Annotated in this window: 22 protein-coding genes and 1 tRNA gene; 8 read left to right on the top strand and 15 right to left on the bottom strand. The window is 64.9% G+C overall.

Annotated elements, in window-relative coordinates; translation table 11 throughout:
* Window positions 1–836 precede the first annotated feature (836 nt).
* The 12 genes from VG561_RS07745 to VG561_RS07800 form a co-directional block, all read right to left on the bottom strand.
* Complete coding sequence (locus VG561_RS07745; protein WP_262093305.1) at window positions 837–1,481, bottom strand: hypothetical protein; 645 nt, start codon at window positions 1,479–1,481, stop codon at window positions 837–839.
* 1,020 nt (window positions 1,482–2,501) lie between these two features.
* Complete coding sequence (locus VG561_RS07750; protein WP_126411299.1) at window positions 2,502–2,870, bottom strand: hypothetical protein; 369 nt, start codon at window positions 2,868–2,870, stop codon at window positions 2,502–2,504.
* Window positions 2,871–3,605: 735 nt separating this feature from the next.
* Complete coding sequence (locus VG561_RS07755; RefSeq protein ID WP_014648204.1) at window positions 3,606–3,992, bottom strand: hypothetical protein; 387 nt, start codon at window positions 3,990–3,992, stop codon at window positions 3,606–3,608.
* Between the two features lie 539 nt (window positions 3,993–4,531).
* Entirely contained in the window at window positions 4,532–5,902 is a 1,371-nt protein-coding gene (locus VG561_RS07760; protein WP_075676409.1) for a sensor histidine kinase, read from the bottom strand.
* Complete coding sequence (locus VG561_RS07765) at window positions 5,865–6,542, bottom strand: response regulator transcription factor (protein ID WP_005410804.1); 678 nt, start codon at window positions 6,540–6,542, stop codon at window positions 5,865–5,867. Before VG561_RS07765 ends, VG561_RS07760 begins: the two co-directional genes overlap by 38 nt.
* 162 nt (window positions 6,543–6,704) lie before the next feature.
* Complete coding sequence (locus tag VG561_RS07770; protein ID WP_014648206.1) at window positions 6,705–7,166, bottom strand: hypothetical protein; 462 nt, start codon at window positions 7,164–7,166, stop codon at window positions 6,705–6,707.
* Between the two features lie 115 nt (window positions 7,167–7,281).
* Entirely contained in the window at window positions 7,282–7,752 is a 471-nt protein-coding gene (locus VG561_RS07775) for a hypothetical protein (protein WP_014648207.1), read from the bottom strand.
* 95 nt (window positions 7,753–7,847) lie between these two features.
* The gene (locus VG561_RS07780; protein ID WP_032957208.1) at window positions 7,848–8,327 is read right to left on the bottom strand and encodes a hypothetical protein; all 480 of its coding nucleotides are present in this window, start codon (window positions 8,325–8,327) and stop codon (window positions 7,848–7,850) included.
* A 258-nt stretch (window positions 8,328–8,585) separates the two neighbouring features.
* Window positions 8,586–9,464 carry a 30S ribosomal protein S6--L-glutamate ligase gene (rimK, locus tag VG561_RS07785; RefSeq protein WP_005418651.1) on the bottom strand — a complete coding sequence of 293 codons (879 nt, stop codon included), beginning with the start codon at window positions 9,462–9,464 and terminating at the stop codon, window positions 8,586–8,588.
* A gap of 177 nt (window positions 9,465–9,641) precedes the next feature.
* On the bottom strand, window positions 9,642–9,860 hold the full coding sequence (locus VG561_RS07790) for a hypothetical protein (RefSeq protein ID WP_032957205.1): 219 nt from the start codon (window positions 9,858–9,860) through the stop codon (window positions 9,642–9,644).
* A 123-nt stretch (window positions 9,861–9,983) separates the two neighbouring features.
* Window positions 9,984–10,057: transfer RNA gene (locus tag VG561_RS07795), tRNA-Gly, on the bottom strand.
* Window positions 10,058–10,217: 160 nt separating this feature from the next.
* Entirely contained in the window at window positions 10,218–12,071 is a 1,854-nt protein-coding gene (locus VG561_RS07800) for an autotransporter outer membrane beta-barrel domain-containing protein (RefSeq protein WP_423179520.1), read from the bottom strand.
* A 207-nt stretch (window positions 12,072–12,278) separates the two neighbouring features.
* On the opposite strand from VG561_RS07800, the gene thiS reads away from it, so the two are divergent.
* The 4 genes from thiS to VG561_RS07820 all read left to right on the top strand — a co-directional run bounded on the left by thiS (window position 12,279) and on the right by VG561_RS07820 (window position 16,001).
* The gene (gene thiS / locus VG561_RS07805; protein WP_005418796.1) at window positions 12,279–12,479 is read left to right on the top strand and encodes a sulfur carrier protein ThiS; all 201 of its coding nucleotides are present in this window, start codon (window positions 12,279–12,281) and stop codon (window positions 12,477–12,479) included.
* Window positions 12,480–12,597: 118 nt separating this feature from the next.
* On the top strand, window positions 12,598–13,392 hold the full coding sequence (locus VG561_RS07810; protein WP_005418798.1) for a thiazole synthase: 795 nt from the start codon (window positions 12,598–12,600) through the stop codon (window positions 13,390–13,392).
* Window positions 13,392–14,126: a tRNA (guanosine(46)-N7)-methyltransferase TrmB gene (trmB, locus tag VG561_RS07815; protein WP_005410814.1), complete on the top strand. Its 735-nt coding sequence runs from the start codon at window positions 13,392–13,394 to the stop codon at window positions 14,124–14,126. The genes VG561_RS07810 and trmB overlap by 1 nt, the downstream gene beginning before the upstream one ends.
* Window positions 14,127–14,153: 27 nt before the next feature.
* Window positions 14,154–16,001 carry an SLC13 family permease gene (locus VG561_RS07820; RefSeq protein WP_032957191.1) on the top strand — a complete coding sequence of 616 codons (1,848 nt, stop codon included), beginning with the start codon at window positions 14,154–14,156 and terminating at the stop codon, window positions 15,999–16,001.
* A 303-nt stretch (window positions 16,002–16,304) separates the two neighbouring features.
* Here the strand turns inward: VG561_RS07820 and VG561_RS07825 are convergent, their stop codons facing one another.
* Entirely contained in the window at window positions 16,305–16,640 is a 336-nt protein-coding gene (locus VG561_RS07825) for a Rieske (2Fe-2S) protein (RefSeq protein ID WP_049440406.1), read from the bottom strand.
* A 178-nt stretch (window positions 16,641–16,818) separates the two neighbouring features.
* Between VG561_RS07825 and VG561_RS07830 the strand changes: the two genes are divergently transcribed.
* The 4 genes from VG561_RS07830 (at window position 16,819) to VG561_RS07845 (ending at window position 20,018) form a co-directional block, all read left to right on the top strand.
* A complete protein-coding gene (locus VG561_RS07830; protein WP_005410817.1) occupies window positions 16,819–17,100 on the top strand; it encodes a hypothetical protein in 282 nt (93 codons plus the stop codon).
* 75 nt (window positions 17,101–17,175) lie between these two features.
* Window positions 17,176–17,892, top strand: coding sequence for a fumarylacetoacetate hydrolase family protein (locus VG561_RS07835; RefSeq protein WP_262093308.1), 717 nt, complete (start codon window positions 17,176–17,178; stop codon window positions 17,890–17,892).
* A gap of 54 nt (window positions 17,893–17,946) precedes the next feature.
* Window positions 17,947–18,351: a large-conductance mechanosensitive channel protein MscL gene (gene mscL / locus VG561_RS07840; RefSeq protein WP_005418809.1), complete on the top strand. Its 405-nt coding sequence runs from the start codon at window positions 17,947–17,949 to the stop codon at window positions 18,349–18,351.
* A gap of 245 nt (window positions 18,352–18,596) precedes the next feature.
* Complete coding sequence (locus VG561_RS07845) at window positions 18,597–20,018, top strand: M28 family peptidase (protein ID WP_032957185.1); 1,422 nt, start codon at window positions 18,597–18,599, stop codon at window positions 20,016–20,018.
* 60 nt (window positions 20,019–20,078) lie between these two features.
* On the opposite strand, the gene VG561_RS07850 is transcribed toward VG561_RS07845, so the two are convergent.
* Together VG561_RS07850 and VG561_RS07855 are read right to left on the bottom strand one after the other, a co-directional pair.
* Complete coding sequence (locus VG561_RS07850) at window positions 20,079–21,530, bottom strand: alanine/glycine:cation symporter family protein (RefSeq protein ID WP_069116431.1); 1,452 nt, start codon at window positions 21,528–21,530, stop codon at window positions 20,079–20,081.
* Window positions 21,531–21,540: 10 nt separating this feature from the next.
* On the bottom strand, window positions 21,541–22,527 hold the full coding sequence (locus VG561_RS07855) for a hypothetical protein (RefSeq protein ID WP_262093309.1): 987 nt from the start codon (window positions 22,525–22,527) through the stop codon (window positions 21,541–21,543).
* Window positions 22,528–22,615: the final 88 nt, after the last annotated feature.

Consider the following 22,615-nt stretch of genomic DNA (forward strand, 5'->3'; position numbering starts at 1 on the left):
AAGACGCTTTAGGCGATGTACGTTCTGACATCACCCGCCATTGCATGATCAGGGTCCAAGAAAGAAAGCTCAACCAACTTCATCAGCAGATCCTTACTTGGCGACTTTCTCAACCACCAATGGAAGACACTGTTCCTATCATGTTCTGAGGCGTTCTCCATCCCAGGCTGATATGTAGCCATGAGCTGATCGATCAACTCCGCTGGCAACAAGTCGTACTCCCACCACTTGGTCGGGAATTCCATCATTTCCAGATACGCACTTCTATCCATGAATCATCACCAATAAGGCAGACCAACGCCCTCGATAAGCCCCCACATGACACCGGACATGATCGACACTCATCTGCAAACGATCATGCACCAACCATTTGCACGGGATCAACTTGATCATGTACTTCCCACCTGCAAAGGACGTTGCTTATCAAGCCATACAATTGAATCAAGCCCCCCAGCTCTACGACGCAGGACTTCCTGATCGACCGCGCTCGATCAAAGTGAAGTCGTGCCCTGTATCTGGACAATGCAGTAGACCGAATCCAGGCGCTCGCAACAACGCACCTCGTCCGAGGTACCGCCACTCTTCCGCGGAAAAGCCAACTGCATAGGACTCATCATCGATCACGGCAACCACGATCCCGCGCCTTCCGCCACCTAGATCAACGGTGTCGCCAAGCAGTACCTTTTCCCCATCCGGGTAGTTCATAGGAAGCACTCAGGGAAGTCCATGAATGTCGACGAGATCAGAGCGGGCTTCGAGCTCAAGCATGCCTTCGGATAGCGCCATACGGGATGGTCGATTCGGATTTCCAACTGCTGGCCACCAACAGGACCGAGCTAGACATACGGATCGAAATCCAATGAGACTCCACTAGACGCCATCAGTCTGATCACGTCACAAGAAAGATTGAAACCCGGCCACACCCCGCGCTGACTCGATAGGCGTACTCCCACCTCCAGCGCCCACACCTTCGCCTCTCCTCCCACCTTCTCAAGGCCGCGCTGCAACGCTTCATGAACTCCCTCCTGGATGTCGCCAGTTCTGTATTGCTGGCGCTCGACTCTGGAAAGGATGACTTCTTCACCACTCACAGGAGAGTCACCAACGAGAACGACAACCAGCTCAGGGCGCGTCGATGGAGCACTGTCCCCCCCCAATTCCAATCCATCTGCGCCTCCGTCTCCAGTCAACTCGGGATCAAAATTCAATGAAGCAGATATAGATGCCATCTTTTCAAGGGTTGCGGAAGAGAGATTCAGACACGCCCTATCTCCCTCGCCTGCCCGAACTCGCACATCGACCTCAAGAGTCTGATGGGTCGACTCGGACAGGCTTGCCGCCCCGCGACAATCAATGACTTTCCTGATCAGAACATCCGCAGCATCCAGCTCATTCACTTCGAGCGACAGCTGCGCCATCAAGTCACAGCTGGCACAGCCAGCTACCGAAGCCGTCAATTTCACTTCAATCTCAGGATGCATCACTTCCACCGATGATTGGCAACTTCCACGAATAGAGCAGCGGATTATACGAACACCAGAATGATGCAATCGGGCATGCGCGCATTGCAATCAACGCACCTTTACCAGTTCAACTTCATATAGCGACGGCCTCCTTGCAAGCAACGAAATTCTCGCGCCTTCAGATGCACTCTCCCAGCTCTACGCCTATTAGATCACTTTCGCCCAGGTCAGTCGCGTGCGGCGCTCGGCATCGGCCGACGATGCGGTGATCAACGATGTCCAATGGGAAGGCCTGCAGGCGCAGCTCGAACCTCTACATGGACGCCATCCGAGGCTCGCTAGGGACTGAGGTGCTCGCAATGCGCGGAAGCGCTTTTACGCATGACTTGGATCTTCTGAGATATTTCATCCGCTCATCCCTATCGACGTCGGCGTCCCTTTTTTTGCCTACGCCTTTCCGCGGAGCCCTTTCCGTGCCAAACCACAACAGAAACAAAAATGAACATCACTCCCGCAACAACCCAGGAAAAGCCCATCAATCTGTTATAGGCCGACTGTCCGAATAAACGAATCAAGGCGCTATACAGACCACAGTTCGCTCGGCAAGGACCCGTCCCAATCAATGCATCGTCCATGACTGCAACGCCATACACGACCATCAGTACACCCACGAGACATCCGAAAATACGCAAGGCGAGCATCTTCATTCCTTAATTCGCGTCAAAGATTCCGCCATTGGCATAAAGAGCTCCAACTACCGGGCGCGCACCTGGAGAGCGCCCTACCGCGCTTTCGGATCCACCTGCCAGCATTTCAGGCAATCTCCAGCCCAGGATTCAACGACGGAGCATTCACTCGCCGCAATATGGTTGCGCACTTCACCGCCCACTACGGGTCAGCATAGCCAACGGGGTCTTCCCAGGCGCCCAGCAAGCCACGGTTACCGGCCGTAACGTGCGCAAGGTGCCGATTCACATGAACCCTTGGTCGATGTTGGCCTTTAGCTCGGCGTTCAACAGCTCGGGCCTGAATCAAGATTCAATTCAAACTCCAGCTAGAGACAAGCCCCCTCACCGAATGACCCAAATCCAGACCAACGGAATCAACACGACGAGATAGGTAGAGAATGACAACCAGAATATCGCAAGAAGCATCCTTCGGGCACCAGAAGCCACCCAGAACACCTGCCGCCAGCCACAAAATGGATACTTCCGCATCAAGTGATCCCGCTCCAGAATCGCAGGCCTCCCAAGTGAGATCCACAGCTCCGGGGAATTTCTTTTTAACTCCCAAACAAGAATAAGCCTTGAAGCGATCGCGATCATTAGCATCACGGCTGCCAATACACAAAGCAATTCGAATATGGATTCTAAGGGCATTCGCAGCTACTCCATCTGACACCAGCACCCAAGAGACTGCTTTGCGCAATGACGTAACTCGCCGTGGCATTCCACCGCCTTTGGCCAACGATTCCCACTGACGAGACCGCACCAATTTTCATAGCTGAATGGGAGAGCCCCCGCCGAAGCTCGGCATCCGCCTCATAAAGTCTTGAGAAATGCCTTTCGTAGCAGTCTTTCGTTACCCGCTCCTGAGCGTTTGCATTGAGTGAGAAGATCCCACCTAGCATCCGGATCAAGTCAGGAAATCCGAAAGCCGTTGCAGTCCGGCACAGATGCGCAACCCGATCTTTCAATGAGGCGCCCGCGGTGGTCTCGCGTCGTTGCGGCTAGCGCGCATCCGGCCGTATCTAAACACAGAACAGCCACAACCACCTCCCTGTGGAAAAAAGCGAAAGAAAGCAACGCTGTAAGAGCGCGCGCAAGTCCAAGCATTAGCCTTCCGAAGGCCTGTACACAGCTTCCTTCTGACTCTACACAGGAGAAGCTTCCTGTGAAACCTTCGTGGCGCGTCCAGGCACGGAGTATCGGATTGTGGCAATTGACCTGCAATCCCCTCCCGCCTCATCGTGGCAAGCGAGTTCATCGCATCTGCCCATCGTTGGGGGTAGCACGACATAACAGCAGTTTGTGCCCCCCCCCCAAGCAGCGCGCGAAGCGCGCCACAAGCGGACCACAGAAAGCGTACGCGCGACCCAAGGCAGTTGCGGCAGCAGCTCGCGCATCCACGCATTGCGTGGACCTACTCCAGCTGCAGGCGGGCATAACGGGCCAGTTCTCGTGCGCCGAGCAGCAGGCCGTCGACGACATCCGGGCTCAGCTGCTGGTGGGCACCGCCCTGTTCGCGGGCGGCTTCGGCGGCGTGCAGCACCTGCATGAGTGCATTCAAGCCGGCCAGGGTGCGGCTGAGACCGGCCATGGTGGCCGCCTGGGCAGGGCTGAGGCCCTGCGCTTCCAGTCGCCGGCCGTCGGCGGCATCGCGACCGTCCATGCGGGCCAGCAGCGCGGGCAGCAGATCCTTGGGATCATCGAGCAGGGTTTCGACACGCTCGGCCACGTCGGCCGGCAGCAGGTCAGCGGCTTCGCCGATCAGTGCGTACAGTTGGGGGAACACGGGGCGTGCGGACATGGTGAATCTCCTCGCAGACGACGAGCCACCTGCGGATGCGAGGTGGCGGACGGTGCGGGTTGGCGTACCGGAGACCCAACAACTCAAGCGCGAGGAAAAAGACTCCAGCGGATTCTGATGAATCCCCACGCACCATCCGCCGAAACGAGGCAGGCGATGCATTTTCCATGATGAGCCGCAGCCCACCCGGAGCGCTTGAGTTGAAGGTTTTTTTCAGGACGCCAATCCCGGCCAGGGCACCTGCCCCGGCCGCCCCATCTGGCCATCACGCAGCACTGTGATCTGTAAGGAAATTCTCAAGCCGCTGTTGGGTGTACGAATGCGTGCATGCGGACACGCGCGCTACGTGGCAACGGTCACGGTGATGTCGTGTTGGGCTTCTGGCCCATCCTTCCTGCGAGGGGAATTCGGTGGCACAAGCGACAGAGGGCGCGACACGAACCCGCTGTGGAGCCGAGCCTATGCTCGGCTTCGGGAAGCCACGGCAGCCGAGCGCAGGCTCGGCTCTACAAGTGGAGCACCCACCCAAGCAGGGGCCCTTACAACGGCTTCGGCGAGAACGTCAGCGTGGCGATCACGCCGCGCTCGCCACCGGGGCGCACGCTGACCTGCCAGCCGTACAGATCGCACAGGCGGCTGACGATCGACAGGCCGATGCCACCGCCCTGCGAATGGCCGGCATGGGTGCCGCGATAGCCGCGCTGGAACAGCTTGGCGGCGTCTTCTTCGCTCAGGCCCGGGCCGCTGTCAGTCACCGACACTGAATTGCTGCCGACAAAGACGCGCACTTCGCCATCCTGCGAGTACTTCACCGCGTTGCCGATCAGGTTGCCCAGCGCCACCGACAAGGCCGCCTCCGGCGCATCGATCACCAGGTTGCGCTCGCCTTCCAGCGCCAGCTCCAGCGGCTTGCCACCCAGCTGGGCGCGGTGGGCGTCCAGCAGCTGTTCGGCCACGCGCGCGACGTTGCTGGTGCCCTGCCCGCGTTCGTTGCGCGACAGCAGCAGCAGCGCGCCGATCAGGTCGCTGCACTGCTGTTCGGCACGCTGGATGCGCTGCAGGCGCTGCAACACCTTCTCATCCAGGCCGGGCCGGGTCAGCAGCAGCTCGGTAGCACCACGGATCACCGCCAGCGGCGTGCGCAGCTCGTGGCTGACGTCGGCATTGAACTCACGGTCGCGCTGCACCACTTCGGTCAGCCGCGACGAATAATCATCCAGCGCCTGCGCCAGCTGCCCCACTTCGTCATCGGGGAAACGCGGCGCCAGCGGCTCGGGATCACTGGTGCCGCCGCGATAGGCGCGCAGCCGCGCGGCCAGGTCCGAGACCGGCTTCATCACCTTCGATGCCGACCACCAGCCCAGCACCAGCGACAACAGGCTGAACACCAGCACCGACAGCACCAGCGCGCGGTTGAGCTGCTGCCCACCGCGCACGCTGTCGGTCATGTCATAGGCCAGGAACGCCCAGGCGTCCGGCGTCTTGCGCACGGCCAGCTTGTAGGCGTAAGGCTGCCCACGTTCGTCGGTGCCCGAGATATTGTGGTTGCCGTCGGGCAACGCTGCCCAATCAGGTTCTTCCTCACGCAGCGCATCGAACTTGTCGGGCTTGACGAGGCGCGCACGCATCTGCTGCACGGGCAGGTCGGGGTTGCGATCCGGGCTCTCGTAGAACCGCCGCACGTACTCGTTGATGTTGCGGTTCATCACGTCTTCCACCAGCTGGTTTTCCACGCGCATGCGGGCCCAGTTGGTGGCAAACGCGAACAGTGTCGTCAGGCAGAAGCCCAACAACACGAACGAGACGATGATGCGGCTGCGCAGGCGCCGGCGATACGGCGAACGCCGGCGCTCCCCCTTGGTTGCCACGGAATCAGGCTTCCGGGGTGGCGATGCGGTATCCGATGCCATGGCGGGTCTGGATCAGCGGCACTTCAAACGGCTTGTCGACCACCGCACGCAGGCCGTGGATGTGGACACGCAGCGAATCCGAGTCGGGCAGCTCCTCGCCCCACACGCGGGTTTCCAGCTCCTGGCGGGTGACCACGGCCGGCGCGGCCTCCATCAGGGCCTGCAGGATCTTCAGCGCGGTCGGGTTGAGTTGCAGCAGCTTGCCCTGGCGGCGCACTTCCAGCGTGTCCAGGTTGTATTCCAGGTCGCCGGTTTCCAGCACGCGGGTCTGCACGCCCTTGCCGCGGCGCGACAGCGCGTTCAAGCGCACTTCCACTTCCTGCAGCGCGAACGGCTTGATCAGGTAGTCATCGGCGCCGGAATCGAAACCGGCCAGCTTGTTGTCCAGCGAGTCGCGGGCGGTCAGCATCAGCACCGGGGTCTGCTTGCGCGCTTCGTTGCGCAGCTTGCGGCACACTTCGATGCCATCCATGCCCGGCAGGTTCAGGTCCAGAACGATGGCGTCGAACTCGTGGACCACGGCCAGGTGCAGGCCGGTCACGCCGTCGGCGGCGAAGTCCACGGTGTGGCCACGATCCTCAAGGTAGTCGCCAAGGTTGGCGGCGATGTCGCTGTTGTCTTCGATTACGAGAATGCGCACTGGGACCTCTGGTTCTTGAAGGGTCGTCGGGGGGCCAGGCCCACCCGCTCAGGATGCCCCTGCGTGGGTGGACGCGACGTCTACCTGCTGAACGATACAGGTTCCATTCTTAACATTTCGTACCGAAGGGCCGACACCGACAAAAGCCCCCTCGGCGAGCGGTCAGCGGCTGATGCGCTGCTGGTCGGTCAGCGCCCGGCGGCTGTCTTCCTGGGCCTTGCGACGCTGGGCCACGGTCAGGCAGACGCTGGTCGGCATGTTGCTGCCGGTAAGGCGCTCGCGGCGGCAGATCATGCGGCTGTCGGCCTGGGCGCGGGTCATGATGGTGTTGACGATCTCCTGCTCGTTGAACAGGTCGTTGCGCTCCTGCGGGGCCAGCTCATCCACCTTCTCCCGGCCATTCATCTTGATCCGGATCCGGTTCAGAGCCTGCTGCACGCGACTCTTGTCCTCCAGCCCGATCTCGCTGTAGTCCTCGCTGCCCATGGCCGTTTCAACGCGGCGGATCTGCTCGGACACCGGGGTGAAGGCATCCATCTGCACGGTGTCCTTCTGCGCCTTGGCCTGCACGGTGGCTACCAGGCCGAGCGACAGCATCAGGGCAAGTGTCGTGTTGCGGTACATGACGAGCTCCATGTTCGTCCATGAATAGGGTCTCGACTTTACGATTCCGCCGATGCGCCCACAAGGGACGCACGGCAGGGTGACCGATGGCGGCATGCGATCGGTCCGGCAGCGATCAGGGCTTGTAGTTGTTGAAGCGCTGGTTGTCGTTGAGCGCCTTGCGGCTGTCTTCCTGCGCCTTGCGGCGCTGGGCCACGGTCAGGCAGACACTCTGCGGCATGTTGCTGCCGGTGGTGCGTTCACGACGGCAGACCATGCGGCTGTCGGCGTGGGCGCGGGTCATGATCGTGTTGATCACTTCCTGGTCGTTGAAGATCTCGGTGCGGTCCTGCGGACTGACCTGCTCCACGCGTTCGTGGTCGCCCATCTTGATCTTGATGCGGCCCAGCGCCTGCTGCACGCGGCTTTTGTCTTCCAGCCCGATCTCGCTGTAGTCCTCGCTGTTGATCGCCGTCTCAACGTTGCGGATCTGTTCGGCCACCGGTGCGTTGGCGTCGAACTTCACCTGCCCTTTCTCGGGCTTGGCGTGGGCGGTGGTGGCCAGGGCCAGGCCCAGCATCAGGGCGAAGGGGGTCATGCGCTGCATCGTTACCTCCAGGTTCTTCCATGAGTGGAACATCGATCCTGCGGTGCCACCGATGCGCCGTCACAGCACGCTCGATGGGCCGAAGGGCGGTGCGGTCAACGCCCGGCGGGCGGTGGGCTGAGCGTGTTGTAGCTGCGCTGGTCGTTGATCAGCGCCTTGCCTTTCTCTTCGATCCGGCGCCGTTCGGCCACGGTCAGGCAGCGGCTCTTGGGCATGTTGCTGCCGGTGGTGCGTTCGTACCTGCAGATCTGCCGGCTGTCTTCATGGCCACGCGCCAACAGGGTGTTGATGCGTTCCTGCTCGTTGAAGACCTCGGCCTGCAGCTGCGGCGGCAGCTCCTGCACGGTCTGGCGTTCGCCCATGTGCTGGCGGATACGCGACAGCGACTGCTGCACCTGGCCGCGATCCTCGGCGGACAGTTCGGCATAGTCGGGGGCGGCCAGGGCGGTTTCCACCTGGCGCATCTGCTCGGCGACCGAGCCCTGCCGGTCCATCTGTACAGCCACTTTCTCCGGCTTGGCGGCAACAGCGCCAGACAGGCCCAGCAGCAACGCGATCATCATGATGCGGTACATCGCCAACCTCCCGATCCATCCCGGAACGAAGGGCCAACTCTACGACCGTCACGCGGCCTCCACAAGAGACTTTGGGCATGGGGCCGACAGGCATAAAAAAGGCCCAGACGGTGCACCCGCCTGGGCCTGAAGTCGTATCCCGATACCGATCCTGCTGAGAGGCAGAGCTGCGGTTCGCTGAAGCCTACGCCCGATCCGATTAAAGCCTCGTTAAAGGCCCGGATCATTTGCCGGTGAGAATCATAACCCCATGGATAATCAGGGTTTTTTGATCTTCTCTACGTGCTCGATGATGCGTGTCGCCACGTCGACCCCGCAGGCCGCTTCGATGCCTTCCAGCCCGGGCGTGGAGTTGACCTCCAGCACCAGCGGGCCGCGCGCGGAACGGATCAGGTCCACGCCGCAGACCGACAGGCCCAGCGCCTTGGCCGAACGCACCGCCACCTGCTGCTCGGCACGGCTGGCCTTGGCCGCCACGGCGGTACCCCCGGCGTGCAGGTTGGAGCGGAAGTCGCCCTCCGGTGCCTGCCGCTGCATCGACGCCACCACCTGGTCGCCCACCACGAAGCAGCGCAGGTCGGCCCCCTTGGCCTCGCCGATGAATTCCTGCATCAGGAAGTTGGCGTACAGGCCGCGCAGCGCTTCGACGATGCCGCGCGAGGCACTGGCCTTCTCGGTCAGGATCACGCCGCGCCCCTGGGTGCCTTCATTGAGCTTCACCACGTGCGGCGGCGGGCCCAGCATGGACAGCAGGTCGACGGTGTCGTCGGGGTTGTCGCCGAACACGGTGACCGGCATGTCGATGCCCTTGGCCGCCAGCAGCTGGTGCGCGCGCAGCTTGTCGCGCGAACGCAGGATGGCGTCGGACGGATTGGGCGTGCGCGCGCCCATCAGCTCGAACTGGCGCAGCACTGCGGTGCCGTAGCGGGTGATCGAGGCACCGATGCGCGGAATGACCATGTCCACGCCGGTCATTGGCCGGCCCTTGTAGTGCATGGAAAAGCCATCGGCGGCGATGCGCATGTAGCAGCGCAACGGGTCCAGGATGCGCACGGTGTGGCCGCGCGCGCGCGCCGCCTCGACCAGCCGACGGGTGGAATACAGGGAGCTGTTGCGGGACAGGATGGCGAGCTTCATCGCGGTGGGATCGGTCGGCAGGCGCGAAGCATAGCGCGGGCGTGTGGCGGGTGGATGATGCCTGGCCCGTGCCGCCTGCGCCGGTAGTGGCCGGCTCCTGCGGCGACGATTCCGGCGAAAGAGTAACCGTCGCCGGATACACCACAGGCCCGCATCACCATGCGGGCTGGTTCCGCTTCAGAACCCGCGCGCGGATTCACCCAGCGCTGCGATGCAGGCCATCTGCGTGACCGATCCGGCCGAGGTCCCCTCATAGATCTGCCACAGAAGCTGCGCGGCCTTCGGCCCACCGGCGCGACCCAGTGCGCGCACTGCGGCCAGCTGGCGGGAGGTGCCGGCACCGGAGTTCCTGTAGATCTCATGAAGGCTGCCGACGACGTCGTCCTTCGTTTCCATGCGCTGCTTCCGTGTAGGAAATGCGGCAACGCTAACCGGGCGCGTATGGGCGTGGATATGAAACTAATCAGAAATGAAGAAGGCCGCTGATGAGCGGCCTTCTGTCTACGCGCGTGGCGCGATTGGAGCGGGCGATGGGAATCGAACCCACGTCAGTAGCTTGGGAAGCTACAGCTCTACCATTGAGCTACGCCCGCAGTGCGCGGTGAAAGTCTATGCGGTTGGGCCAGTGTTGCGCAATGGCAGCATGCCGCAATGGGGTCAGAGCCGTTTCCTGGCGGAAACGGATCCGACCCCCGGCGCAACAGGTCAGAGCCCTTTCCTTTCGGAAAGGGATCCGACCCCGGCGGGTGCTGCTTAGAACGTGCCGCTGAAGTTGGCGAACAGGGTAGCGTCCTGCGCGCGCTTCTGGCCGGTCGAAGCGCTCAGGCCGAAGTTGCTCTGCAGGCCAAACAGCTCGGTGCGGGCGCCCAGCACGACGGTGGCGTAGTTCTTGTCGAACTTCAGGCCCGGCACGCGGTAGCTGCCCAGTTCCGGCAGGGTCTGCAACCAGGCGCTGGCCTGCTTGGTGTCCTCGAACTCGTGATCGTAGGTCACCTGCGCGTACGGCTTGACGGCGCCGCCATCGAAGCGGGCCTGCCAGCCGAGGCGGCCGACGGTCGAATCGACGTTCTGGCGGTCGTAGCCCAGTGCGGTGGCCAGGGTGCCGGCCGCGGCGCTTTCGGTGTAGCCGTCGATCTTCACCTTCTGCCAGATCACCGAGGCGATCGGGCCGTGGCGGAAGCCGCCTTCGGTGCCGAACTCGTAACCGGCGTTCAGGGCGGCGGTCAGGTTGCTGCCGTCCGGCGCACCACCATGCTCACGGGTGGCCGGGCCCAGCTGGACCTTGCGGTTAACGTCATAGGACAGCCAGGTGTAGCTGACCTGGCCGTTCACCCAGATGCGATCGCCGTACCAGCCGGCGAACAGACCTGCGGTGGTGTCCTTCTGGGTGAAGTCGCCACGGCTGTTGCCGAAGTCGGCGCTGAGGCGGCCGAAGCCGGCGAAACCGCCGAACACCATGCCGTCGCGGGCCCAGTCGATACCGAACAGGCCGGCCGGGGCCAGGCCGTCGTACAGGTCGGCGTGGTCGTAGCGCTGCAGGTCGCCACGCACGCCCCCCCACCAGGACAGGCCGTCAGCCGGCCGACCACCCAGGTGCATGCTGACCTGGTCGGCACGCGAGCGGCCGATGGTCTGTGCCGAGTGGCTCAGCACCTGCTGCAGGCGCGGGCCTTCCAGCACCGAGACCGCGTACTGGCCCAGCAGCTGATGACCGGCAGTGGTCGGGTGCACGCCATCGGCGAACAGGTAGGTGTTGGCCGCATCCGGGCTGACGTAGCTGGTCGGGTTGCAGGTCAGGATGCTCTGCGTCGAGTTGGCCGGATCGATCTTGCAGGCGGTGCTGGTGACGTTGGTGAAGCCGTACATGCCCGGGTTGGCGGTCACTTCACGCAGGATGCTGAAGGTGTCGAGCGGAATGAACTCGATGCCCGCCTGCTTCAGACCACCGTACAGGGCCTTGTTGTAACCGGCCGACAGTGCAGTGGCGGCGGCGGCGTTGGGGCCACGGAACTGCGGAGTGATGCCCACGTCCGGCAGATTCGGCACGAGCACGTACTGGGCACCGGCCTGCTTCAGGGCGCCCACCAGCGCGATCTGGTCGGTGACCGCGGCGCCGATGATGCCCTGCACCTGGGCCTGCGAGGCACCACCGGCCGCTGCGCGCGTGGCCGCGAACAGATCATTGGCACCGCCCCATACGGTGTACAGGGCATTGGCGTCAGCCTTGCCACCATTCGCAGCAAGGTAACGGGTCGCCTGCGACTTCAGCGACGGAATGGCTCCGAGGCCACCCGCTTCGTCGGCCGATACACGGGCGCCGCCGACGGCGTAGTTGTCACCGTTCTGGCCATTGCCGTTGGGCGTGCCGTTGAGGCCGTAGTAGTTGGCGACCTGCTGCGCCCACACCCAACCCGGGTTGGTGGTGAACTGGCCGGTCACCGGACGCACATCGGCCGGCAGCAGCGGGCGGAAATAGCCAGCGTCGGTCAGGCTGTCACCGAAGAACACGGCCTTGGAATAGGGGGATTCGCCTGCCATGGCCGGAAGCGCGGCCAGCGCGATCGCGGCCGCCATCAGGGAGCGGATCGGGCGTTTGCTGAGCAGCATGTAAAAAACTCCTGTGGGGATATCGTTGAGGACCCGGCGGACGTACGCCGGCGCACGGTGAATGGTTCCACTGCGCCGCGTTTTGCTCACGCTGCGCCGCCGCATGGATTGTCGCCTGAGGGCGCTGGACCACGCTGTGCCGGGGCTGGCGATCAACGAAATTTGCAAGGGTTCCGATCCGCGCAGGCCATCGGCGACAATGCGGCGATGAACATCCAGCTCAACGGCGAACCCCGTACCCTGCCCGCTTCGGCGACCCTCCACGACCTGCTGCAGGCCGAGCAGCTGCTGCAGCGCCGGGTGGCGGTGGAGGTCAACGGCGAGATCGTCAGCCGCAGCCGCCATGGCGAGCACGTCCTGGCCGAAGGCGACGTGGTGGAGATCGTGCACGCGCTGGGCGGGGGCTGAGGCCTGCGCGGGTGTTCAGGGGTCAGATCCCTTTGCCGATGGCAAAGGGATCTGACCCCACGCTCGACCCCGCCCTCTGCGTGACCCCATCTTCAGGCGGATAAGCGATAATCGCGCCATGAACGTTCATGTCTCCCCCGATTCGCTGGTGATCGCCGGCAAGACCTATGGCTCGCGGCTGCTGACCGGCACCGGCAAGTTCAAGGACCTGGAAGAAACCCGCCTGGCCACCGAGGCCGCTGGCGCCCAGATCGTCACCGTGGCCATCCGCCGCACCAACATCGGGCAGAACCCGGGCGAGCCGAACCTGCTGGACGTGCTGCCGCCGGAGCGCTTCACCATCCTGCCCAACACCGCCGGCTGCTACACCGCCGAGGACGCCGTGCGTACCTGCCGGCTGGCCCGTGAGCTGCTGGACGGCCACAACCTGACCAAGCTGGAAGTGCTGGGCGACCAGAAGACCCTTTACCCGGACGTGATGCAGACCCTGAAGGCCGCCGAGCAGCTGGTCAAGGACGGTTTCGAGGTGATGGTCTATACCTCCGACGACCCGATCCTGGCCAAGCGCCTGGAAGAGATCGGCTGCGCTGCGGTGATGCCGCTGGCCGCGCCGATCGGCTCGGGCCTGGGCATCCAGAACAAGTACAACCTGCTGCAGATCATCGAAGACGCCAAGGTGCCGATCATCGTCGACGCCGGCGTCGGTACCGCGTCGGACGCGGCGATCGCGATGGAGCTGGGCTGCGACGGCGTGCTGATGAACACCGCCATTGCCGGTGCGCGCAGCCCGGTGCTGATGGCCAGTGCGATGCGCAAGGCGGTCGAGGCCGGTCGCGAGGCCTTCCTTGCCGGGCGCATCCCGCGCAAGCGCTACGCCAGCGCCTCCTCGCCGGTGGATGGGCTGATCGGCTGATGACCAATCCTTTTGACAGCGCCGGTTCCAAGGCCCCGCCCAAGCCCTTCACCGTGAGCGAGGGCCGCCGCGAGGTGCGCAGCTTCGTGTTGCGCCAGGGCCGCTTCACCCCTGCCCAGCAGCGCGCGTTCGACGAACGCTGGCCGCGCTTCGGCCTCGACTACACCGGCCAACCGCGTGACCTGGACGCCACCTTCGGCCGCCCGGCACACAAGGTGCTGGAAATCGGCTTCGGCAACGGTGCCGCGCTGCGCTTCGCCGCCCAGCACGACCCGTCGCGCGACTACATCGGCATCGAGGTGCACGCCCCGGGCGTGGGCCGTCTGCTGAACGCGCTGGCCGACGACAACGCCGACCACGTGCGCCTGTACCACCACGACGCGGTGGAAGTGCTGCAGAACGAGATCGCCGATGGCGCGCTCGATGAAGTGCGCATCTACTTCCCGGACCCGTGGCACAAGAAGCGCCACAACAAGCGCCGCCTGCTGCAGCCGGCGTTCGCCGAACTGCTGGTGCGCAAGCTGCGCCCGGGCGGCCGCCTGCACTGTGCCACCGACTGGGAGGACTACGCCGAGCAGATGTGGGATGTGCTCGATGCCACCGCCGGCCTGGTCAACCGTGCCGGCCCGCGTGGCAGCGTGCCGCGCCCGGACTGGCGCCCGCAGACCCACTTCGAGACCCGCGGCCAGAAGCTCGGCCATGGCGTCTGGGACCTGCTGTACGACCGCACCTGACGATCGCCTGAGGACGCCGCGCCCCACATGGATACCGCGCTGACGCTGACCAACGACATGAAGCTCGTGCTCGGGCTGGTCGGCTTCACGATGGCGATGTTCCTGTTCGAGCGCATCCGCGCCGACGTGGTCGCGCTGGTGGTGCTGGTGGTGCTCGGTGTCACCGGACTGATCGCGCCGGAGGAAATCTTCGGCGGTTTCTCCGGTAACGCGGTGATGAGCATCATCGCCACCACCATCCTCGGTGCGGGTCTGGACCGCACCGGGGCGCTGAACCGGCTGGCCGCCTGGCTGCTGCGGCGCGGCCACGGTGTCGAGCAGCGGCTGCTGATGATGACCACGGCCATCGCCGGCCTGAACTCATCCTTCATGCAGAACCCGTCGGTGATGGCGTTGTACCTGCCGGTCGCCTCGCGACTGGCAGCGCGCACCGGGCTGACGATGCAGCGCCTGCTGCTGCCGATCTCGGCGGCGATCGTGATGGGCGGCGCGCTGACCATGGTCGGCAATTCGCCGCTGATCCTGCTGAACGATCTGCTGGCCTCGGCCAACAACAACCTGCCCTCCGGCCTGGCCACCATCGAGCCGCTGCGCATGTTCGCGCCGCTGCCGATCGGCGTGGCACTGCTGGTCGCCTCGCTGCTGTACTTCCGCTACTACGGCGACCGCAAGCTGATCGAGGAAGAAAACCTGGTCAACGACGGGGTCACCCCGGCGCGAACCGAGAGCTACTTTGCCAAGACCTACGGCATCGAAGGCGATGTGTTCGAGCTGGTGGTCAGCGCCGAAAGCCCGCTGGTCGGCATGACCCTGGGCGAGGCCGAGACCCTGCACGATGCGCCACTGCTGCTGGCCCTGAAGACCGGCAATGACACCCGCCTGGCGCCGCCGGCGGAGATGCGCATCTGGGTCGGCAGCGTGCTCGGTGCGATGGGCCCGCGCCAGCAGATCAGCGACTTCGCGCAGAACCAGTTCCTGCGCATGTCCTCGCGCCTGAAGCACCTGGGCGACCTGTTCAACCCCAGCCGCGCCGGCATTTCCGAGGCGGTGGTGCCGCCGACCTCGAACGTGATCGGCAAGAGTGCGGCCGACCTGCGCCTGCGCAAGGAGCGCGGCATCAGCCTGCTGGCGATCAACCGCGACAAGCAGGTGATCCGCGAGGACGTGCGTGACGTGCAGCTGCGCGCCGGTGACATGCTGGTGTTCCACAGCATCTGGACCGACCTGGCGCAGGCTGCCAAGAGCCGCGACTTCGTGGTGGTGACCGACTACCCGACCGGCGAGCAGCGCCCGCACAAGTTCAAGATCGCGATGGCGATCTTCGCGTTGACCATCCTGATCGCGCTGACCAGCAAGCTGCCGGTGGCGCTGACGCTGATGACCGGCGTGGCCGGCATGCTGCTGACCGGCGTGCTGCGCATGGACGAGGCCTATGCCTCGATCAACTGGAAGACGGTGTTCATGATGGCCGGGCTGATTCCGCTCGGCTGGGCGATGGACTCCAGCGGTGCGGCCGCGTGGGTGGCCGGCCATACCATCGACAAGCTGCCGACCGGCATTCCGGTGTGGGTGCTGGAGGTGGCGCTGGCGCTGCTGACCACGGCGTTCTCGCTGGTGATCAGCCATGTGGGCGCGACCATCGTGATGGTCCCCATTGCGGTGAACCTGGCACTGGCGGCGGGTGGCAACCCGACCGCGTTCGCGCTGATCGTGGCGCTGTCGGCGTCCAACAACCTGATGACGGCCTCCAACCCGGTGATCTCGATGATCACCGGCCCGGCCAACTACACCCCGCGCGAGATGTGGCGGGTCGGCGGCCCGTTGTCGCTGATCTACACCTGCGTGGTGGTGCTGATGATCAACCTGATGTTCTGAGGGACTTGATCGGCAGGGCTGCGCCCTGCACCTGCAGAAGCCGAAGCAACAGCAACAGCGGGCATTCCGTGGGATGGCGGGGCACTGTGGGTTTGCGGGGACGCCGTAAACCCATCCATGGGGGCTTGGCCGCGGCATCCATGCCGCTCACACCCCGCAAACCCACAGTGCGCCGCCTTCGACAGTTTCACGCGGCGGGTGGTGGGTGCCGACCGTTGGTCGGCACGGATCTCGCTCTGGTAGCTGTCGACCTTGGTCGACACGGCTTTTGTAGCGTCGAGCCGTGCTCGACTGCTTCTGGCCTCAGGCCAGGTAGACCTGCCCGTCGCGCACGTCCATCGGCACCGCGCGCAGGCGGTCGCCCTTGCACGGGCCGGCGATGCAGTCGCCACTGTCCAGCGCGAACGACGCGCCATGCGCGGCGCACACCAGGTGGCCCTCGCGGCTCTTCAGGAACTGCCCCGGCGCCCAGTCCAGGCGGCGGCCGGCATGCGGGCAGATGTTCAGGAATGCGCGCACCTGCGCGCCGTCGCGGTACAGCACCAGCGATTCAGCATCTCCATCGACCACCGCTTCGACCTCGGCAAACGCGCCATCGGCAATGGCATCCAGGGCGATCAGGGCAGCAGCGGCAGTCATGGCGAAGGCTCGTACGGTAAACCCGCATTGTCGCATGCCCACTCAGGTGACTGGCTGCGACATGAACACAAGTCATTGATCCGTAATAAGCACAGGCTATATTTAACGAGTTTTTCACTCAATGACAGTGGCGCGTCCCGATACTCTGGTTTCGCTGATCCCAGCCTATCGAGCCGCCATGTTCAATCGCGCATCCGCCTTCAACCAGTTCCGCACCCTGTTCGCGCCGCGCAAGCCGCGCCACCCGCTGGTGCGCGTTGCCGTGGGCCTGCTTGGCCTGGCGATCCTGGCCGCGATGGTGTTCATCGGTGTGTTCGTCGGTGCGGCGATGATCCTGGTCGGCCTGGCGTGGAAGCTGCTGGCCTCGCGCAAGCCGGGTGTTGCCCGCCCGGTCGACCCGACCGTGGTCGAAGGCGAGTACCGCGTGGTACGCAAGCCGGTGTTGCCGGCCTCGCGCTGATCCACCTCCTGCGCGCCCGCTGACGGCGGGCGCCATGCGTTCTAGACTGCGGGCACGCTCTTCCTGGATGCCCGCATGTCCGATGTCTCCGATGTGATCCCTGCCGTAGCCCTGCCGCGTGTGCCGGTAGCCGGTGGTGGCAGTTTCCCCGTGCACCGTATCTACTGCGTCGGCCGCAATTTCGCCGACCACGCCCGCGAAATGGGTGCGGCGGTGCCGGCGGCCGATGACCGTGGCCGCCCGATGTTCTTCAGCAAGCCGGCCGATGCGATCGTGGTCGGCCACGACGATGCAATCCCCTACCCGCCAGCGACCACCAACCTGCACCACGAAGTGGAGCTGGTGGTGGCGATCGGCCGCGATGCGCCCGCCGGCGAGCTGGCCGTGGCCGACGCCGACGCACTGGTCTACGGCTATGCCGTCGGCCTGGACCTGACCCGCCGCGACCTGCAGGCCGCGGCCAAGGACAAGGGCCACCCGTGGGACGCGGCCAAGGGCTTCGACGCCTCCGCGCCGATCAGCGAAATCGTCCACGCCGAGGAAGTCGGCGACCTGGCCGCGCTGAACCTGTCGCTGGAGGTCAACGGCGAGGTGCGCCAGCAGGCACTGCTCGACCAGATGATCTGGAACGTGCCGGAGATCCTGCATGAGCTGTCCAAGCTGTGGCAGCTGCGTGCCGGCGACCTGGTGTTCATGGGCACGCCGTCTGGCGTGGCCGCGCTCAAGCCCGGCGACCGCTTCAGCGCGCGCCTGGAAAACGTGGCCGAACGCCACGGCGTGATCGCCGGCTGACATCACCTGCGCTACCCTGCGCGCTGTCCACTTCCCCACCGGAGAAAAACAACAATGGGAATGCTCACCGAGTTCAAGGAATTCGCGATGCGCGGCAACGTCATCGACCTCGCCGTCGGCGTGGTGATCGGCGCGGCCTTCGGCAAGATCGTGACCGCACTGGTCGAGAAGATCATCATGCCACCGCTGGGCTACCTGATCGGCCGCGTGGACTTCTCCAGCCTGGCCTGGACGTTGTCGCCAGCCCGGCTCGGACCGGATGGCAAGGAGATCCCGGCGGTGGTGGTTGGCTACGGCGACTTCATCAACACCGTCATCCAGTTCGTGATCGTGGCTTTCGCGATCTTCATCGTGGTCAAGGCGATCAACCGCCTGTCGCGCAAGAAGGAAGCGGCACCGGCGGCGCCGGCCGAAGAAGTGGTGCTGCTGCGCGAGATCCGCGACAGCCTGAAGAAGTAAGGGTACCGGGCGCCTATGGGCGCCCCTCCCACCTGTAGAGCCGAGCCCACGCTCGGCTGATCTGCAAAAGGCAGCCGAGCATGGGCTCGGCTCTACAGAAGCAGGCGAAAGCCCCGCTCCGGCGGGGCTTTCGCTTTGCTGCATCTGGCGGAAAACAGCATCCGCGCCAGCCATGACCTCCCGCCCATGCGCCGGGCTGAACGACTGTTAAGCTCCAAGGCTTAGGTCCCTTCCCGGAGTTGTCCATGCGTCGCCGCGTCCTTGCCATCGCATCCTCCCTCGCCCTGTTGGCCGCCCCGGCCTTCGCGGCACCGCGCACCACCACCCTGCCCCCCGCCTCGCTGGCGACCGCCGCGCAGCTGCGCGACCAGGCGCTGGCCGATGACACCGGCTGGAAGGTGGTCGAGTCGCTCACCACCGAGATTGGTCCGCGCATCGCCGGCAGCGAAGCCGATGCCCGCGCCGTTGCCTGGGCCGAAGCCAAGTTCAAGGCCCTGGGCTTCGACAAGGTCTGGAAGGAGCCGGTGACGTTCCCGAAATGGGAGCGCCGCAGCGAACACGCCGCCGTGACCGGCAGGAACCCGCAGCCGCTGCAGATCACCGCACTGGGCGGCAGCCCGGGTGGCACCGTGGAAGCCGAGGTGGTGCGCTTCGCCGATCTGGCCGCGCTGCAGGCCGCACCGGCAGGTTCGCTGAAGGGCAAGATCGCCTTCGTCGATTACCAGATGCTGCCCTTCCGCGATGGCCGCGATTACGGCCGCGGCGGTGCGATCCGCAGCAAGGGCCCATCCGAAGCCATCCGCAAGGGCGCGGTCGGCTTCCTGATGCGCTCGGCCGGTACCGACTCGCACCGCGTGCCGCACACCGGCATCACCCGTTTCGATGACGGCCTGACCCCGGTGCCGTCGGCCGCGCTGTCGGTGCCTGATGCCGACCAGCTGGCCCGCCTGCTGGCGCGTGGCAGCACCACGGTGAAGGTGGCACTGGATTGCGGCTGGGACGGCACCGCCACCTCGTACAACGTGATCGGCGAGATCACCGGCCGCAGCCTGCCGAAGGAAGTGGTGGTGATCGGTGGTCACCTGGATTCGTGGGACCTGGGCACAGGCGCCGTGGATGACGGCGCGGGCGTGGGCATCACGATGGCCGCCGGCCACCTGATCGGCCAGCTCAAGCAGGCACCGAAGCGCACCATCCGCGTGATCGCCTTCGCCAACGAGGAACAGGGCCTCTACGGCGGCAAGGCCTATGCCGAAGCGCACGCGAAGGACGTGGCCCTGCACCAGCTGGCCGCCGAGAGCGACTTCGGCGCAGGCCGCATCTACGCCTTCAATACCGGTTCACCGAATCCGGAAGGCTCGCGTGAAGCGACGAAGCAGATTGCCGAAGTAATGAAGCCGCTGGGCATCGAGTACCAGGCCGACAAGGGTGGCCCGGGCCCGGACGTCGGCCCGCTGGCCGCCAAGGGCGGTGCGTGGGCGTGGCTGGCGCAGGACGGCTCGGACTACTTCCACCTGCACCACACCGCCGACGACACGCTGGACAAGATCGACCCGAAGGCACTGGCGCAGAACGTGGCCGCGTATACGGTGTTCGCCTACCTGGCGGCGGAAGCCGACGGCAGCTTCGGCAGCGAGGCCAAGGCGACCACGCCGCCGAACGAGTGATGCGGTGACACAGGGGGTCAGAGCCCTCGCCCTTGGCGAGGGATCTGACCCCTGATCGTATTAGCTCTCCCAGACCCGGGTGTTGCTTACCCCGATCGTCTGCGGCTTGAACAGCGGATCACGCTGCTTGCGCTTCTGCGCCTCGTAATCGCGCAGTGCGGCCAGGGCAGGCCTTTGCAACAGCAGGATGGCGATGATGTTCAGCCAGCTCATCAGGCCGACGCCGATGTCGCCCAGCGACCAGGCCACTGTGGCACTGTTCACCGCCGAGTAGCCGGTCGCTGCCAGGAACAGCAACTGGAAGACGCCCATCAGCCACGCCGCCGGCCGATCGCGGCACAGATAGCTGACGTTGGTCTCGGCCATGTAATACAGCGCCAGGATGGTGGTGAACGCAAACGGCAGGATCGCCAGCGCCACGAACGAACGGCCGAAGCCCGGCAGCGTCGATTCCACCGCGTGCTGCACGAAGCGTGGGCCGGCTTCGACACCCGGCAGATTGCCCAGCAGCAGGCGCGCCTCATCCGGAATGCCGTTCACCGCCGGGTCGTAGACGTTGTACAGGCCGGTGGACAGGATCAGGAAGGCGGTCGCACTGCACACCACCATTGTGTCGATGTAGACCGAGAACGACTGCACCAGGCCCTGCTTGACCGGATGCGAGACTTCCGCGGCGGCGGCCGGATGCGCACCACTGCCCATGCCGGCCTCGTTGGACAGCACGCCCCGGCGCACGCCCCACTGGATGGCGGTGCCGATCATCGCGCCGAACGCCGCATCCACGCCGAATGCACTGCGCAGCACCAGCATGATCACCTCCGGCACCCTGTCCGCGTTGAGCACCATCACCAGCGCCGCGACCAGCAGGTAGGCCACGGCCATCAGCGGCACCACCCATTCGGCCACGCGCGCAATGCGCCGCACACCGCCGATGAGGATGGCACCCAGCACCACCAGCAGAACCGCCGTGGTGGTCATCACCGGCACGTCCCAGGCTTCGTTCACCGCACTGGTGATCGCATTGGACTGCGTGCCGGCCAGCATCGCGCCCGCCAGCACCGTCACCAATGCGAACAGCACTGCATACCAACGTTGGCCGAGGCCTTTTTCGATGTAGTACGCCGGGCCACCCCGGTACTGCCCCTTGCCGTCGCGCTCCTTGTAGATCTGTGCGAGCGTGGATTCGATGAAGGCACTGGATGCGCCGAGGAAGGCGACGATCCACATCCAGAAGATCGCGCCGGGCCCGCCGAAGGCGATGGCCATGGCGACGCCGGCGATGTTGCCCACGCCCACGCGGCTGGACAGCGAAAGGGACAACGCCTGGAACGGCGACACGCCGGCATCGGAGCGCTCATGGCGGAACATCAGGCGCAGCATGTCCGGCAATGCACGCAGCTGGATGAAGCGCGTGCGTACGCTGAAGTACAGGCCGGTGAGCAGGCACAGCACCACCAGGTAGGGGCTCCAGACGACGCCGAGGATCGCGTTGACGATGGATTCGATGTTCATCGGCGGCCCCTCAGAAGAACATGCCCAGGGCGACCTGGGGGCTGATGATGCGGCCGGTGTTGCGGCCGGCCACGCTGAACTCGACGCCGGCGATCAGGCCCAGTGACGGGCTGAAGTGGTACTCCACGGCCGGCGCCAGGGTGACGCTGCGGCTGGCCGGGCGATGCTCGTCGATGCGTTCGAAACCACCGCTGGGGTTGCGCGCGAAACCCCTCAGGCGCTGGCCGGTCTCACGGCTGGCGGCCACTTCCATCACGCCCACCCAGCGCGGATTGAAGCTGTACTCGGCGCCGACCGACAGGCCCAGCACCGACCCCCGGGAGATGTGCCCCTGGAAGCTGTCGTCGGTGCCGTAGACGCTGGCCCCGGAGATCGCCGTCCGCGACGGCGCAGGCCCGGCGCTGAGCTGGGCACGCCAGCGCAGCGGGCGGTCGTTACCCAGCCAGACCACCTGCTGCACGCCCAATGCGGCAGTGGTGCGCTGCACACCGTCGCCCTGCGCATCGAGCGGATTGCCGGTGATGCGGTCATGGCTGCCGGTGCTGAAGCGCTGCACCAGCGCAACCGAGACGGCCGGACGCGTGCCATCGGCATTGGGCGCCTGCAACAGGTACTGCAGGCGCGCGGTGGTGTCACCGGCACGGAAACCACTGCTGCGCGCGCCGCCCTGTTCGGCACGCGATGCACTGAGATTGACCTGCCCCATCACCCGGTCGCTGAAGCCGTAGATGATCGGTACCACCGTTGCCCATGCGCCGCTGCGTTGCCCACTGCGGCGGCGATGGCCGCCATCGTCGTAATGATCGCGGCTGTCGATCCGCACCAGATAGGGTTCGATGTACCAGTTGCCCTGCGGCAGGCCAGCCGGGTTGGGGGTGATCAGCGGCCCGGTGAAGCTGACGCCGTCCAGGCTGCGTTCGCTGGCTGCGGCACGGCCGTTGGCAAGGACGCTGGTCAGGACCAGCAATGCGATGAGGATACAGCGTGGGTGATGCATGGCAGCCTCTTCTGGACAACGTGGGATGGAGTTCCACCCTGCGTTGCCGGAAGCGGCTGACCAATAAGGAAACTTTCAAAACATCATG

Source organism: Stenotrophomonas sp. CASM110 (assembly GCF_049384345.1).
GTDB lineage: Bacteria > Pseudomonadota > Gammaproteobacteria > Xanthomonadales > Xanthomonadaceae > Stenotrophomonas > Stenotrophomonas muris.

Bases quoted from the DNA above. Each gene is read 5' to 3' on its own strand.
- VG561_RS07745 (WP_262093305.1), bottom strand. From the start codon at position 1,481: ATGCATCCTGAGATTGAAGTGAAATTGACGGCTTCGGTAGCTGGCTGT.
- VG561_RS07755 (WP_014648204.1), bottom strand. From the start codon at position 3,992: ATGTCCGCACGCCCCGTGTTCCCCCAACTGTACGCACTGATCGGCGAA.
- VG561_RS07760 (WP_075676409.1), bottom strand. From the start codon at position 5,902: ATGGCATCGGATACCGCATCGCCACCCCGGAAGCCTGATTCCGTGGCA.
- VG561_RS07770 (WP_014648206.1), bottom strand. From the start codon at position 7,166: ATGTACCGCAACACGACACTTGCCCTGATGCTGTCGCTCGGCCTGGTA.
- VG561_RS07775 (WP_014648207.1), bottom strand. From the start codon at position 7,752: ATGCAGCGCATGACCCCCTTCGCCCTGATGCTGGGCCTGGCCCTGGCC.
- VG561_RS07780 (WP_032957208.1), bottom strand. From the start codon at position 8,327: ATGTACCGCATCATGATGATCGCGTTGCTGCTGGGCCTGTCTGGCGCT.
- rimK (WP_005418651.1), bottom strand. From the start codon at position 9,464: ATGAAGCTCGCCATCCTGTCCCGCAACAGCTCCCTGTATTCCACCCGT.
- VG561_RS07790 (WP_032957205.1), bottom strand. From the start codon at position 9,860: ATGGAAACGAAGGACGACGTCGTCGGCAGCCTTCATGAGATCTACAGG.
- VG561_RS07800 (WP_423179520.1), bottom strand. From the start codon at position 12,071: ATGCTGCTCAGCAAACGCCCGATCCGCTCCCTGATGGCGGCCGCGATC.
- thiS (WP_005418796.1), top strand. From the start codon at position 12,279: ATGAACATCCAGCTCAACGGCGAACCCCGTACCCTGCCCGCTTCGGCG.
- VG561_RS07810 (WP_005418798.1), top strand. From the start codon at position 12,598: ATGAACGTTCATGTCTCCCCCGATTCGCTGGTGATCGCCGGCAAGACC.
- trmB (WP_005410814.1), top strand. From the start codon at position 13,392: ATGACCAATCCTTTTGACAGCGCCGGTTCCAAGGCCCCGCCCAAGCCC.
- VG561_RS07820 (WP_032957191.1), top strand. From the start codon at position 14,154: ATGGATACCGCGCTGACGCTGACCAACGACATGAAGCTCGTGCTCGGG.
- VG561_RS07825 (WP_049440406.1), bottom strand. From the start codon at position 16,640: ATGACTGCCGCTGCTGCCCTGATCGCCCTGGATGCCATTGCCGATGGC.
- VG561_RS07830 (WP_005410817.1), top strand. From the start codon at position 16,819: ATGTTCAATCGCGCATCCGCCTTCAACCAGTTCCGCACCCTGTTCGCG.
- VG561_RS07835 (WP_262093308.1), top strand. From the start codon at position 17,176: ATGTCCGATGTCTCCGATGTGATCCCTGCCGTAGCCCTGCCGCGTGTG.
- mscL (WP_005418809.1), top strand. From the start codon at position 17,947: ATGGGAATGCTCACCGAGTTCAAGGAATTCGCGATGCGCGGCAACGTC.
- VG561_RS07845 (WP_032957185.1), top strand. From the start codon at position 18,597: ATGCGTCGCCGCGTCCTTGCCATCGCATCCTCCCTCGCCCTGTTGGCC.
- VG561_RS07850 (WP_069116431.1), bottom strand. From the start codon at position 21,530: ATGAACATCGAATCCATCGTCAACGCGATCCTCGGCGTCGTCTGGAGC.
- VG561_RS07855 (WP_262093309.1), bottom strand. From the start codon at position 22,527: ATGCATCACCCACGCTGTATCCTCATCGCATTGCTGGTCCTGACCAGC.